At 40.3% G+C, this 13,732-nt stretch carries 13 protein-coding genes; all 13 read right to left on the reverse strand.

All coding sequences use genetic code 11. From position 1 onward, the window contains the following. Window positions 1–17 precede the first annotated feature (17 nt). From I6F47_RS00440 to flhA, 13 genes are read right to left on the reverse strand one after another with little or no spacing between them, the layout of a single operon-like run. Window positions 18–515: a chemotaxis protein CheW gene (locus tag I6F47_RS00440; RefSeq protein ID WP_002959294.1), complete on the reverse strand. Its 498-nt coding sequence runs from the start codon at window positions 513–515 to the stop codon at window positions 18–20. 24 nt (window positions 516–539) lie between these two features. Then, window positions 540–1,334, reverse strand: coding sequence for a chemotaxis protein CheW (locus I6F47_RS00445; protein WP_101216685.1), 795 nt, complete (start codon window positions 1,332–1,334; stop codon window positions 540–542). Window positions 1,335–1,337: 3 nt separating this feature from the next. Further along, window positions 1,338–2,108: a ParA family protein gene (locus tag I6F47_RS00450; protein ID WP_007585827.1), complete on the reverse strand. Its 771-nt coding sequence runs from the start codon at window positions 2,106–2,108 to the stop codon at window positions 1,338–1,340. Window positions 2,109–2,120: 12 nt separating this feature from the next. Beyond that, entirely contained in the window at window positions 2,121–3,080 is a 960-nt protein-coding gene (locus I6F47_RS00455; RefSeq protein ID WP_165721593.1) for a flagellar motor protein MotB, read from the reverse strand. A 1-nt stretch (window position 3,081) separates the two neighbouring features. Beyond that, window positions 3,082–3,846, reverse strand: a complete 765-nt coding sequence (locus I6F47_RS00460) for a flagellar motor protein (RefSeq protein ID WP_007585825.1) — start codon at window positions 3,844–3,846, stop codon at window positions 3,082–3,084. Further along, window positions 3,839–5,005: a protein-glutamate methylesterase/protein-glutamine glutaminase gene (locus I6F47_RS00465; protein WP_197152042.1), complete on the reverse strand. Its 1,167-nt coding sequence runs from the start codon at window positions 5,003–5,005 to the stop codon at window positions 3,839–3,841. The genes I6F47_RS00460 and I6F47_RS00465 overlap by 8 nt, the downstream gene beginning before the upstream one ends. Window positions 5,006–5,063: 58 nt before the next feature. Next, window positions 5,064–7,271 (reverse strand): chemotaxis protein CheA, encoded by a 2,208-nt coding sequence (locus I6F47_RS00470; protein ID WP_165721591.1) that lies wholly within the window; start codon window positions 7,269–7,271, stop codon window positions 5,064–5,066. A gap of 15 nt (window positions 7,272–7,286) precedes the next feature. Next, window positions 7,287–8,060: a protein phosphatase CheZ gene (locus tag I6F47_RS00475; protein WP_007585814.1), complete on the reverse strand. Its 774-nt coding sequence runs from the start codon at window positions 8,058–8,060 to the stop codon at window positions 7,287–7,289. Window positions 8,061–8,077: 17 nt separating this feature from the next. Beyond that, entirely contained in the window at window positions 8,078–8,461 is a 384-nt protein-coding gene (cheY, locus tag I6F47_RS00480; RefSeq protein WP_008132609.1) for a chemotaxis response regulator CheY, read from the reverse strand. A 40-nt stretch (window positions 8,462–8,501) separates the two neighbouring features. Next, window positions 8,502–9,212 carry an RNA polymerase sigma factor FliA gene (locus I6F47_RS00485; protein WP_007585810.1) on the reverse strand — a complete coding sequence of 237 codons (711 nt, stop codon included), beginning with the start codon at window positions 9,210–9,212 and terminating at the stop codon, window positions 8,502–8,504. 26 nt (window positions 9,213–9,238) lie between these two features. Further along, window positions 9,239–10,099, reverse strand: coding sequence for a MinD/ParA family ATP-binding protein (locus I6F47_RS00490; RefSeq protein WP_007585809.1), 861 nt, complete (start codon window positions 10,097–10,099; stop codon window positions 9,239–9,241). Next, the gene (flhF, locus tag I6F47_RS00495) at window positions 10,092–11,573 is read right to left on the reverse strand and encodes a flagellar biosynthesis protein FlhF (RefSeq protein WP_197183141.1); all 1,482 of its coding nucleotides are present in this window, start codon (window positions 11,571–11,573) and stop codon (window positions 10,092–10,094) included. Before flhF ends, I6F47_RS00490 begins: the two co-directional genes overlap by 8 nt. Window positions 11,574–11,594: 21 nt before the next feature. After that, complete coding sequence (gene flhA, locus I6F47_RS00500) at window positions 11,595–13,706, reverse strand: flagellar biosynthesis protein FlhA (RefSeq protein ID WP_010553901.1); 2,112 nt, start codon at window positions 13,704–13,706, stop codon at window positions 11,595–11,597. Window positions 13,707–13,732: the final 26 nt, after the last annotated feature.

A 13,732-nucleotide genomic window follows, 5' to 3' on the forward strand; every position in this document is an offset into this window, starting at 1 on the left:
AATTTATTTGGTAAAGCTTATATATCGCTTAACTCATCCCATTCATCATCGCTGAGTAACTTGTTTAAATCGACTAAAATCAGTAGCTCATTATCACGATTACAAACGCCTTGAATAAACTTAGCACTTTCTTCAGTACCAACATTTGGTGCACTATCGATTTCAGAGCTGCGTAAATAAACGACTTCAGATACGCTGTCGGCTAAAATGCCGATAACTTGTTCTTCAGCTTCAATAATTAATATACGAGAATTATCGGTTGCATCAGCAGCTAACAAACCAAAACGTGCACGAGTATCAATAACAGTTACAACGTTACCGCGTAAGTTAATAATACCAATAACGTAAGAAGGTGCACCTGGTACAGGGGCTATCTCTGTATAACGAAGTATTTCTTGTACTTGCATTACATTTACGCCGTAGGTTTCTTCCTCTAGCTTAAACGTAACCCACTGTAAAATTTCATCATTATTATCTGCGTTTTTATTTGCTGACAGTAATTTATCTTGATTCATGCTATTACCCCGTAATGGTCATTACTACTGACGGCTATCTAAGCCTTTCTCTAATAATATATTTAAATTATCTACATCTATTAAAGCACACATTTTTTCTTTTATAACACCAGCAAGCCATGGGCGCTTACTTTTATTTGTACGCCATTTTACATCTTCTTTACTCAATGTAATGTTATTTATCAACTTTTCAGCTAATAAGCCCCACTGGCTATCACCTAAGGTAATTAAATACTGATAATCTAAAGACGCCTCTAATTTATCATCATACTTTTCTGGCATTACCCAACGAGCAGTATCAACAACATTAAGCTTTTCTTCTCTGTTGAGCATAACGCCTTTAAACCACTTTGGCTTACCAAATAAATGATTTACTTCACCTAATTGATGTATACCGCCTAATGCTTTTAATGGCACAGCCAATGTTAAACCAGCAACTTCAAAAAATAATGCCTGAAATTCACCATCAAAATAGTCAGATTGGCTAGTGGTTACAATCTGTGGTTCTGGTTCTTCTGTAATCGTACTTATCGGCTCTATTACTTCATCGTCAATGGCTTTATTAACTTTTGCGGCTTCAAATATCGGTTCAACTATTGGCTTAATTTCAGAATTAAGTAAGTCTTGATCAAATATTTTTTCTGCCGCTTTTATCTGTTCTTTTGGTTTTAAATGAATATGTTCTTGCTGCGAGTCGTGTGGCATTTGCTCAAGTAATTTTGCGACTGGCTCAAGGTTATCTACAGGCTCGTCTTCACATAACAAAGCCCCTAGGTATTGTTTCATTACTTTTTCATTAGCAAATAATTGCTTACTCATTCATTAACCTTGTTCAATTAAATATTCTAGCAGTGCTTTATATGCGTATACACCACGCGAACGAGGACAATACTCTACAGGCACTTTTTGCGCAAAGCTTGCATCTCTAAATTTAGTATCTACCGGTATCACACCTGGCCAGACTTTATCACCATATGTACTTTGCAGTGTTTTATATGCTTCTAACGATGCTTTAGTACGTTTATCATACATAGTAGGGATTATAGTATATTGATAATCTTTCGCTTGAGAGGTTTGCATTAATTCCATAGTGCGCATCATTCTATCAAGCCCTTTCAGTGCTAAAAATTCCGTTTGCACTGGCACTAAAATTCGCTCACTTGCTGCAAGCGCATTAACCATTAACACCCCTAAAACTGGGGGGCAATCTAAAATGGCATAATCGTAATGTTCACTGATTTTTGCAAGCGCTTTTTTTAGTATTAATCCCATACCTGTTTTATTACCCATGCTTCTATCAAGCGTGGCTATCGCCATTGTTGCGGGTAAAATATCTAGGTTTTCAAGTGTTGATGGGCATAAAGCTTGAAGTATCTCTTCACTTTGCATGCTCGTGCCACGCGCAAAAATATCATATACGCTGACTTCCAAATCTTCTGAGTCAATGCCAAAGTAATAAGTGAGTGATGCATGAGGATCTGTATCAATAAGCAACACACGCTTACCCTGCAAAGCTAAAATACCAGCAAGGCTCACTGCTGTTGTTGTTTTACCAACACCACCTTTTTGATTTGCGACAGTCCAAATCTTCACATTACATCCTAATTACTGTTCATTGCGCGTTGTTATGCGAATACCACCATGAGGCAAACGAATTATTTTTATTGTATCGTCATCTGAAGGGAGCTCAATTTCAGGCTCTGCCACTACTGGCTTGACGGCCTGTTCATCACCTTTAATGTCTTGTATTGGCGGTAAACCATACTTAGAAAGTGCAATAACAACTTTACGATTTTCTGCTCGCCCTTGTTCTGTATCGTTACTTACAAAAGGTGAATATTGACCATAACCTTCTATCGCCATTCTGGCAGAATTAATACCTAATGCTTCCAACTCTACTAAAATAGATGTTGCTCTAGCAACCGAGAGTTCCCAATTTGAGCGAAATATTTCATTGCGAATACTTTCATCATCAGTATAGCCACGCACCCTAATATAGTTATCTACTGGAGCAATAATATCTTTAACAATTTTGACGACTTGCTTTGCCCTAGAGTGTGCAACTGAGCTACCACTTGAAAATAACATACCTGAGCTTAGCTCTATAATCAGCCAATCTTGATTAAGCTCTAAACTGGCTTCTCCATCACGAATTTCATCAATAAGCGCTGACTGCAGCTTAGCAAGTAAGCTATCGAGTGGTTTTCCTAAATATTTTTGTTGTATGTTACTTGTATCACTTTGACCGTCGAGTAACTCTGGACCTTGTTCTTCTTTTAAAATACTTTCACCATAAAGAACTTCTTGTTCAGGTGTCACTCTATCAGTCAATATTCCATTACCATTGACGCCCTCACCTTGCTGGGAGTGCTGGCGGGCAGATTTATCAAAAACGTGTTCAAGGGAGTCTGACAATATTTGAAATTGTTCTTCTTTGTTGATCGCTATCGCATACAGCACCACAAAAAAAGCAAACATAATGGTCATGTAATCGGCATACGATACAAGCCAACGCTCTGTATGTTGACTTTTAGGAGCAGAGTGACGAAGTCGTCGGCGTAGCATGTTATTCGTCCACTAAATTAGGACGCTCTACACGGTAGGCTTCAAGCTTTAATTCTATATTTACTGGGCTTTCGCCAACGCTTATCGCAATCACACCTTCGGCAAGCATTTCATGGTAAAGCATTTTTTGCTCTACACGCTGTTTTAACTTATTTGCCATAGGTAAAAACAATAAATTAGCTAAACCAACACCATAAATGGTCGCGATAAATGCCGTTGCAACGCCTGCACCAAGCATTTGTGGGTCGGTAATAAACGACATTGCCTGTATTAAACCAAGCACAGCACCTAAAATACCAATGGTAGGACTGTAGCCCCCCATCGCTTCATAAACACGTGCGGCTTCAAGCAAGCGATCGCGTTCTAGCAGTAAATCAATTTCAAGCGTGTCACGTAGTTTTTGCTCTGAGCAGCCATCTACAAGCAAGCTTAAACCTTTTGCTGCATATGCATCTGGGTGAGCTAGCGCTTCGTTTTCAAGCGCTAAGTAACCTTCTTGACGTGCCTTATGAGACCATCGCTTAACTTGCTCTATTGCATCTTCAATATCATATTGTGGCGCAACAAAAACCCAAGAGCTCATATTTAGCATTTTTTTAAAGGTACTTGCTGATGTTTGCAACATAACAGCACCAAGCGTGCCGCCTAATACAATAATAAGGGCAGGACCATTAAATAAAGCAGAAACAACGCCGCCTTCTAAAGAGTAACCTAAACCTATTGCACCAAGTGCTACAAATAGTCCAAATATTGAGAGTTTATCCACAACCTACCTCTCTCTTGATACGTGCTGCAACATCGCTTAATGCTAAACTTTCACTCGAAAGCCCCGCATTAGCAATGGCTTGAGGCATTCCATAAACAACACAGCTTTTTTCATCCTGTGCCCAAATGGTTGCACCCGTTTGTTTTAACATTCTTGCACCGTCACGTCCATCAGCGCCCATGCCTGTTAAAACGATAGCAAGCACATCGCCTTGATACGTTTTTGCTGCACTGGCAAAAGTTACATCTACACTCGGTTTATAACTTATTCTCTCGCTATGATCTTCAAATACGCGCAGAGTTCTATTTGCACCACGCCCTTCTACCATCATCTGCTGTCCGCCAGGCGCTAGATAAGCAGTTCCTGGTTGTAAGCGGTCACCTTGTTGCGCTTCTTTCACTTTTATTTGGCACAGACCATTTAAACGTGCCGCAAATGCAGGTGTAAAAGCCGCAGGCATATGCTGAATAAGCAAAATAGGGTGAGGGAAATTAGCTGGCAATTGAGTCAGTATAGTTTGTAGTGCAACAGGGCCACCTGTAGAAGTGCCAATAGCTACAAGCTGGTATTGCTTTCCACTTGCTCGCATTGAGGCAACATTAGAACCTGACGGTGTTGTAGGTGCTGCTCTTTGAAAGCTTCTATCGGGTTGTTTTATCGAAGGCGTTAGTGTGTTTGTTCTTTGCGAAAGTGAGCTTGTTATCGGTTTACTTGATATTACTGGCTTAGGTGGTGTTGCAGCTTTAAACGTTCGCGGTAAACGTCTTCGCCCTATATCTTTCACTTTATTTTGTAAAAGCTTTATAGCGTCTTCATTATTGCGAGCGATGTCTTCAAATTTTTTCGGTAAAAAATCCATTGCTCCAGCATCTAGCGCATCAAACGTTGCTGTTGCGCCATCACGTGTTAGTGATGAAAACATTAAGATAGGCGTTGGATTACTCGCCATTATCTCTTTAACTGCGCTAATACCATCAAGCACAGGCATTTCGACATCCATAGTTATCATATCTGGACGTAGCTGAGCTGCTTTTTCAACAGCTTCTCTGCCATTCACAGCAAAGCCTATAACTTGTATGTCGCTATCTTGCTCGAGAATTTCGCTTACCCTGCGGCGAAAAAAGCTTGAATCATCAACAACTAAAACTTTAACGGCCATTTAGCTCTCTTATTAAATTTATGAGTAGGTATATATTAAATATATACCTACTTTATTATTAGCCTGCGTAATGTTTTAACATGTTTGGAACGTCTAAAATCAGTGCAATGCCACCATCCGAAGTTATTGTAGCACCTGCCATACCTGGTGTTCCTTGAAGTAACGCATCAAGCGGCTTAATTACAACTTCTTCTTGGCCAATTAATGAGTCAACAACAAAACCAATTTGCTGCGTACCAATTTGCACAATAACTACATGGCCTTTTGCTTTTCGCTGTGAGCGATCTGAGCCTTTAACTAACCAGTGCTCGAGGTAGAATAACGGTATTGCCTTCTTACGCACAATAATTGTTAATTGCCCATCAACCACATTTGTTTTCGTTAAATCTAAGTTGAATATTTCACTAACACCAGCAAGTGGTAACGCAAATGTTTGTGCGCCAACAATTACCATCAAGGTCGGTAATATGGCTAAGGTAAGTGGTACTTTTATCTCTAAAATGGTACCTACGCCTAACTCAGATTGAATACTTACAGAGCCGTTTAATTGGGTGATTTTAGTTTTCACCACATCCATTCCAACACCACGACCTGAAATATCAGATATCTCTTCTTTTGTAGAAAAGCCAGGTGCAAAAATGAGGTTGTATGCTTCAGTGTCAGAAAGTCGACTCGCTTGATCGTGGTCGAGTACGCCTTTACTAATTGCTATTTTTTTCAGTTTCTCAGCATCCATACCAGCGCCATCATCTTTAATGGTCAACAAAATATGGTCGCCTTCCTGAGACGCTGATAAAGTAACATTACCTGTTCTAGGCTTACCGGCAGCCTCACGAACAGCTGGCATTTCAATACCGTGGTCAACTGAGTTTCGAACTAAATGCACAAGCGGATCGGCTAGTGCTTCCACTAAGTTTTTATCTAAATCGGTTTCTTCACCTACAAGTTGTAAGTCAATGTCTTTGTTTAAGCTGCGTGCTAAATCGCGTACTACGCGAGGGAAACGACCAAATACCTTTTTAATTGGTTGCATTCGCGTTTGCATAACCGCGCCTTGAATATCAGCAGTCACTACATCTAAGTTAGAGATTGCTTTACCCATTGCTTCACTGTCTGAATTGGTCGCTAAACTAACCAAACGATTTCGCACAAGTACTAACTCACCAACCATATTCATAATTTGGTCAAGTCGTTTTGTATCTACGCGAACTGTCGTCTCTGCTGCTGGTGGCGCTGATTTTTTAGGCGTTGCTGGCGCTGCTTTAGCAACCGGTTTTTCTACCGGTTTAGAAGCGGGTGCTTTTACAGGTTCTGGTTTTTTTACAGGCACACTCGCTTTTGCAGCTGGTTTAGCTGGGATATTGGGCTGTTTCACAGCTGGAGTGCTTTCTATTGATTTAGGTGCAGTGCCTTTACCATGAAGTTCATCAAGAAGCGCTTCAAATTCATCATCACTAATTTCATCATCTGATGAATTAGCAGTATTTGACGCTGGTTTAGCTGGTTCTACAGGTGCTTTAACTACACTACTTTGCTCAGGTGCTTTACTGGCAACCTCACCAAAACTGCCAACTCCATGTAACTCGTCTAATAAGCTGTCAAATTCATCATCAGTAATATCACCATTAAAATCACTACTACTTGCTACTGGCTTTTCAACTGCAGGACCTTGTCCTTTACCGTGTAGTTCATCAAGTAAGTTTTCAAATTCATCTTCAGTGATTTCGTTTATTTCAGCATCACTAACCGAAGGAGTTCCGCTAAACATTTCATCAAATGCAAATGGATCTTCCTCATCAGCTATTGGCGTATCAACTACTTCATCAAGAGGTTGTTCAACGTCAGTTTCTGAAGCGACTCCGTTAAGCTCGGCTTCTGTTGGAGGTAGGCCCAAAATGTGGAGGGTTTGAAGTAACTCAGGATCTGCTGGTTCTGGCTTATCCCTATTTTGGATAGTCGCGAACATTTCATTAATGGTGTCGAGCGCTTGTAAAATAACATCCATTAACTCTGAATTGACCGTTCGCACGCCTTGACGTAGTAAATCAAATACGTTTTCAGCGCCGTGGCAAGCATCAACAAGTTCTGTCATAGCTAAAAAGCCTGCACCACCTTTTACAGTGTGAAAGCCTCTAAATATGGCATTTAGTAACTCGGTATCTTCTGGATTATTTTCCAGTTCAACTAACTGTTCAGATAAAAGCTCTAGGATTTCTCCTGCCTCTACAAGAAAGTCTTGTAAAATATCTTCATCGACTTCAAACATGCAGTTACTCTCCTCTTAGAAGCCCAAACTTGATAAAAGATCATCGACTTCATCTTGATCAGACACAACATCATTACGCGATTCTTTATCAATAATAGGGCCTTCAGGACCTGCTAAAGTTTGTGTGGCAACTGGTTCTTTTATTTTTTGTTGTTCTACTTTATTCGCTGTGTTGTCACTGTCATCTTGTTCAGCAAACGCTGTTAAAAGATGAAGTAAGCTTTCTTCTACTTCTCTAACAAGTTCTATAACACGGCGAATAACTTGACCTGTTAAGTCTTGATAGTCTTGAGCCATTAGTACATTTGTCATTAAGCTTTGAAGCTCATCCGTTTTATGATGAGAGTTATTCATAAACTTATCGATACTATGGCAAAGTTGTTTAAACTCACCAAGCTCAATCTCCCGGCTCATTAAACGATCCCATGTCGGTTTGATATGAGATATTTCATCTGCAAGTTGCTGAGCTATAGGTAAACTAGCCTCAACAGCATCCATTGTTTTATTAGCCGCATTTTCTGTCATTTCTATAACATAATTAAGCCGCTTTTTAGCATCTGGAATCGCATCTGTCGTTATGTTAGTTAAGCGAGTATCAAGCTCAAAGCTTTTAAGTGCTTCGTGCAGTTGACGAGTCAACTTCCCAACTTCAGCAAATAATTTAGACTGCTCTTGCGAAGCTGTCTCTAAAATCAACTGATTAGCTTTATCTTGCTCATCGTTTTCTAAATAAATGACGAGTTGACGAGCTTGTTCTAACGTTATTTGAGGCGCAGCTGGTGCTGACATAAGCCTCTCCCCCATCATTAGCCTAAGCGTTCAAATACTTTTTCTAATTTAGTTTTTAATGTTCCAGCCGTAAATGGCTTAACAATATAACCATTAACGCCAGCTTGCGCTGCAGCTATTATTTGTTCTTTTTTAGCCTCTGCCGTTACCATCAGTACAGGGATATGTTTTAACTTATCATCTGCACGAATTGCTCTTAAAAGGTCAATACCTTGCATTCCCGGCATATTCCAATCTGTAACCACAAAATCAAACACTTGATTTTGTAACATAGGCAAAGCTGTAGACCCGTCATCAGCTTCTTGAACGTTAGTGAAACCTAAGTCACGTAATAGGTTTTTTATAATTCGTCTCATCGTTGAAAAATCATCAACTACAAGAATTTTCATGTTTTTATCCAAAACATCCCCCAGTGAGGTATTAACCTTAGTTTACTTACTACTAGTTTATCCAGTCATTGATTTTAGCTTTAAGCTTAATCATCGCCTGACCATGTATCTGACTTACACGCGATTCGCTTACATCGAGTATATGTCCTATTTCTTTTAAATTCATTTCATCGTTATAGTATAAAGAAAGTACCATCGCATCACGCTCTGGTAATGACTTTATTGCATTTAGCAAAGACTCATTAAACCGATCATTTTTAACATTATTAAAAGGTTTGTCTAGCGCTAAATCTTGGCCTACGGGAGTAATAACATCCTCATCTACACCAAGGTCTTCTATGCCTAATACTTTACTGGTATTAACATCATTTAAAATATGATGGTACTCATTGAGTGAAATTTCAAGTTTTTCAGCAACTTCTGTATCTGTTGGTTCGCGATTCAGACTGCTTTCGAGCCCAGTAATTGCCTCTGCAACTTGTCGGCTTTTACGGTGTACTGAACGAGGAGCCCAATCACCACGGCGCATTTCATCAAGCATAGCCCCGCGAATACGAATACCGGCAAAGGTTTCAAAGCTTGCGCCTTTTGTTGCATCAAAGTTTTTTGAAGCTTCTATTAAACCTATCATTCCTGATTGAATTAAATCATCAAGCTGAACGCTAGGTGGTAATCGAGCAATTAGATGACATGCCACTTTTTTAACAAGTGATGCATGTTTCTCAACAATCACATTTAAGTTTTGTGTTGATTGATATCCCATAGCTCTATTCACCAATGTTGTCATAATTAGCCGTTTACTAGTTTCTCAATGAAAAACTCTAAATGCCCAGATGGTTGATTTGGTATTGGCCATTTAACTGCTTTTGTCGCCAGCGCTTTAAACGCGAGAGCGGCTGGCGAACTTGGAAAGAGCTCAACAATCACCTTTTGGCGACGTGTTGCTTTGCGCATATTTTCGTCATAAGGAACCGTTGCTACTAGCTCCATTGAAACATCTAAAAAGCGATCGGTAACTTTAGATAGTTTTGCAAATAATTCAGTGCCTTCACGCATACTGCGCACCATATTGGCAACAATTTTGAACTTATAAACACCGTGCTCGCGGCTTAATACTTTAATAAGTGCGTAAGCATCGGTTATTGATGTTGGTTCATCGCACACTACAACCATTACATCTTGTGCTGCTCGTGAGAAGCTTAGCACCATGTCTGAAATACCAGCGGCTGTATCTACAATTAAAATATCAAATTCGGTATTCAATTCGCTAAATGCACGAATTAGCCCGGCATGCTCAGATGGCGATAGTTCAACCATACTTTGCGAGCCCGATGTAGCGGGTACAATTTTAATACCAGCAGGGCCTTCAACTAAAATCTCGTCAAGCTCACATTCACCTGACAAAACGTGTGATAAATTGCGCTCTACACGTAAACCAAGCATCACATCACAGTTTGCTAAACCTAAGTCAGCATCCAGCACTAATACTCTATTACCTTGTTGCCCTAGTGCAATAGCAGTATTTAGAGAAACATTTGTTTTCCCTACCCCACCTTTACCACCGGTTACAGCGATAACTTTTACGCCGTTGTTATTGTTTTGACTCATTTTGCGCAGGCCGCTTGCTTGATCTAATACTGTGTTAATCATACATCCCTACTGTACTTGGCGCCACTGCTTGGTGCCTTGAATGTTGTGCTTTTGTTCTTTTTAAATATAACTGCTCAGCCTTTTTCACTAGTTTTTCAGCATTTGCAACACGAATATCTTCTGGCACTCGTTGACCGTTAGTAAGATACCCTATTGGAAGGCGATTTTGAATCGCAATACTAATAATCTCACCCAAACTTAATGATTCATCTAACTTAGTGAAAATACAACCACTTAACTGTACTTTTTTAAAGTGACGTACTGTTTCTTGTAATACATTAATTTGTGCCGTTGCGCTTAGTACTAAGTAGCTGCGAATATCCACACGTTGGTTACGCATTAACGTGTTTAACTGCTCAGTTAAACGTAAATCTCGCTGACTCATACCTGCTGTATCAATTAATACTAGACGTTTATTTCGTAAATGATATAAAACTTCAGCTAATTCATTAGCATCTTTAACTTGCTTTACACCACAACCAATAATACGGCCGTAAGTAGCAAGCTGTTCATAAGCACCAATTCTGTATGTATCAGTAGTTATTAAGGCCACTTTATCAGCGCCATATTTTTGTGCGCCTAAAGCTGCAAGCTTAGCAACTGTTGTTGTTTTACCAACACCTGTTGGACCCACTAACGCATATACACCACCTTGGCGAAGTATTTCATTATTGGTTGTTTGCATTTGATCTTCGACCATCGTTAACAACGCTTTCCAACCTTGCTTACGAGATACATCATCAGGTACAAAACATGCCATTTGTTGCGCTACTTCTTTATCAATACCCATACCGACTAAGCGGTCAACCATGCAAGCGCGTGTTGGATCGCGACGCGCCATATCTTGCTGCATTAAGCCCGATACTTGATGCTCAAGCAATTGACGAATTGCGTTCATTTCTTCACGCATTGTTGTCATTTCTTCGCTTTCATTATTGGGTGTTTGTTGGCGAGCCGTTGCTGGACTATCTAAATCATCAAAGTCGCTGTCTAAATCATCAAAACCTAAGCTATCCGCTTGAGTTTGTGGACGAACTGGCGCTGCATTTTCAGGAGCAAACATATTTTTAGTACGCTGTTCCATAACTGGTTCTTGATAGTTATCGGTAGTATCAATACCTGATTGTGAAAACATTGATGCAAGTTCAGGGGAGCGAGGACGCGGTGATTGGCGCTCTAATAAAGCTTGTAGGCTGTCAGCCACTTTTGCCTGCGGCTCTGGTTTGGCACGCTGAGGCTCTGGTTTTACAAAATTATGCATACTTTGCTGTGGTGCTTGAGCACGCGGCTCTGCAGTACGTTGTGGTTGCGCTGCTACTTTAGGGGCTGCTTTGTCATAATCAACTGCCGCTACAATTTCTACACCGTTAGCCAGCTTCTTATTTGACATAATAACCGCATCAACACCTAGCTCATCTTTAACTTCTTTAAGTGCTGTGCGCATATCTTTAGCAAAAAAACGTTTAATTTTCATGATTCAACCCCTGTTAAAATCTTATTGTTGGCCTACAGAGCTAACAATCTTGATCTGTCTTTCGTCTGGTACCTCTTGATAAGACATCACTCTCAATCCTGGAATGGTGTACTTAACAAAACGAGATAACACAGTGCGTAACATTCCTGACGTTAGCAATATAGAAGGTTCACCGGCCATTTCTTGATTTTGATGCGCTTGTGTCAATGACACTTGAAGTCGCTCTGCAAGTCCAGGCTCAATACCGGCACCTTCATCGCCTGCATTTTGTAATGACTGATGCAACATCTGTTCCAACTCAGGTGCCAAGGTTATGACAGGGATTTCTGATGACATACCAACCGCATCTTGAACAATTAACCTACGCAGAGAAATACGCACTGCAGCCGTTAATACATCAGGGTCTTGGCTACGCGGACCATACTCAACAAGGGTTTGAACAATTGAGCGCATATCGCGAATAGCTACACCTTCATTCAATAAATTTTGCAGTACTTTTACAATTGCAGTTAATGGCAACACATCAGGTACTAGTCCTTCTACTAAGCGAGGATGGCTTTTAGCAAGCATATCAAGCAGGTTTTGAACTTCTTCATGCCCTAGTAGCAACGCCGCACTGTTAGTTAATAACTGGCTAATATGAGTGGCGACTACCGTGGCTGAATCTACAACGGTATAACCTAGTGATTGCGCTTCATCTTTTTGATCAGGCTTGATCCATACTGCATCAAGGCCAAACGCAGGATCTTTAGTTTCAACCCCTTTAATTGGGCCAAATACTTGCCCTGGGTTAATTGCTAGCTCGTCGCCATGTTTAAGTTCGCTTTCACCGGTTGAAACACCCATTAGCGTTATTCTGTAAGCATTTGGATCAAGCTCTAAGTTATCGCGAATATGAACAGGTGGTACTAAAAAACCAAGTTCTTGAGAAAGCTTTTTACGTACACCTTTAATACGATTAAGTAACTCACCACCTTGAGATTGATCTACCAATGGAATTAATCTGTAACCTACTTCTAAGCCAATTACATCAACTTGTTGAACGTCATCCCAGCCAAGTTCTTTTTGCTCTTGTTTATTAGCAATACCCGTTGCAGCGCTTCCACCACTGGCGGCTTCTTCAGCTTCTGCTGCAGCGGCTTTTAACTTAGTTTGCTGTGTGTAGTAAGCTAAATAACCCAGTAACGCACCTAAGCTTAAAAAAGCAAAATGCGGCATACCAGGCACTAACCCCATGATGATCAAAATACCTGAAGCAATAAAGAGTGATTTTTCGTTACCTAGTTGTTTCTTAAATTGGTCACCCATATTGAGCGACTCATTTTGACGTGTTACAACAATCGCGGTACCAATTGAAAGCAGTAAAGAAGGGAGTTGAGCAACTAAGCCATCACCAATGGTAAGTAATGTATATACTTCCATTGCGTTGCCAAAACTCAAATTATGTTGAATCATACCGACAAATAAACCACCAACAATATTGATGATTAATATAACAATACCTGCAATGGCATCGCCTTTTACAAATTTACTCGCACCATCCATTGAGCCGTAAAAATCAGCTTCGCGAGTTACTTCCTCGCGGCGGTCACGCGCTTGCTCAGCACTGATAAAACCAGCGTTTAAATCGGCGTCGATTGCCATTTGTTTACCCGGCATTGCATCAAGGGTGAAACGTGCAGATACCTCAGAAATACGCCCAGCACCTTTGGTAATTACCACAAAGTTAATAATAATAAGGATTAAAAATACGACTAAACCAACTGCGTAGTTACCACCAATAACAACTGAGCCAAACGCTTCAATTACTTTACCGGCAGAATCACCACCATTATGACCTTCAAGTAATACAACTCGAGTGCTGGCAACGTTAAGCGCTAAACGCATAATCGTAGCGATTAGTAATACAGAGGGGAATATACCAAACTCAACCGGCTTCATCGTGTAAACAGTCACGAGTAAAACCACTAATGCGAGGGCAATATTAAAGGAGAAAAGAATATCGAGTAAAAATGGCGGTAACGGTAAAATCACCATTCCCAAGGCAGCAAGCACAAGTAAAGGAGTACCTACCCCTTTGGCATAGTCTTTTTTGTCTCTGTTAAGTTGTTGTAATACCGCTTTAAAACTCATAATTCTACAATTTCAAAAAATTGACA

This window comes from Pseudoalteromonas sp. NZS37, from assembly GCF_015864265.1.
GTDB lineage: Bacteria > Pseudomonadota > Gammaproteobacteria > Enterobacterales > Alteromonadaceae > Pseudoalteromonas > Pseudoalteromonas arctica.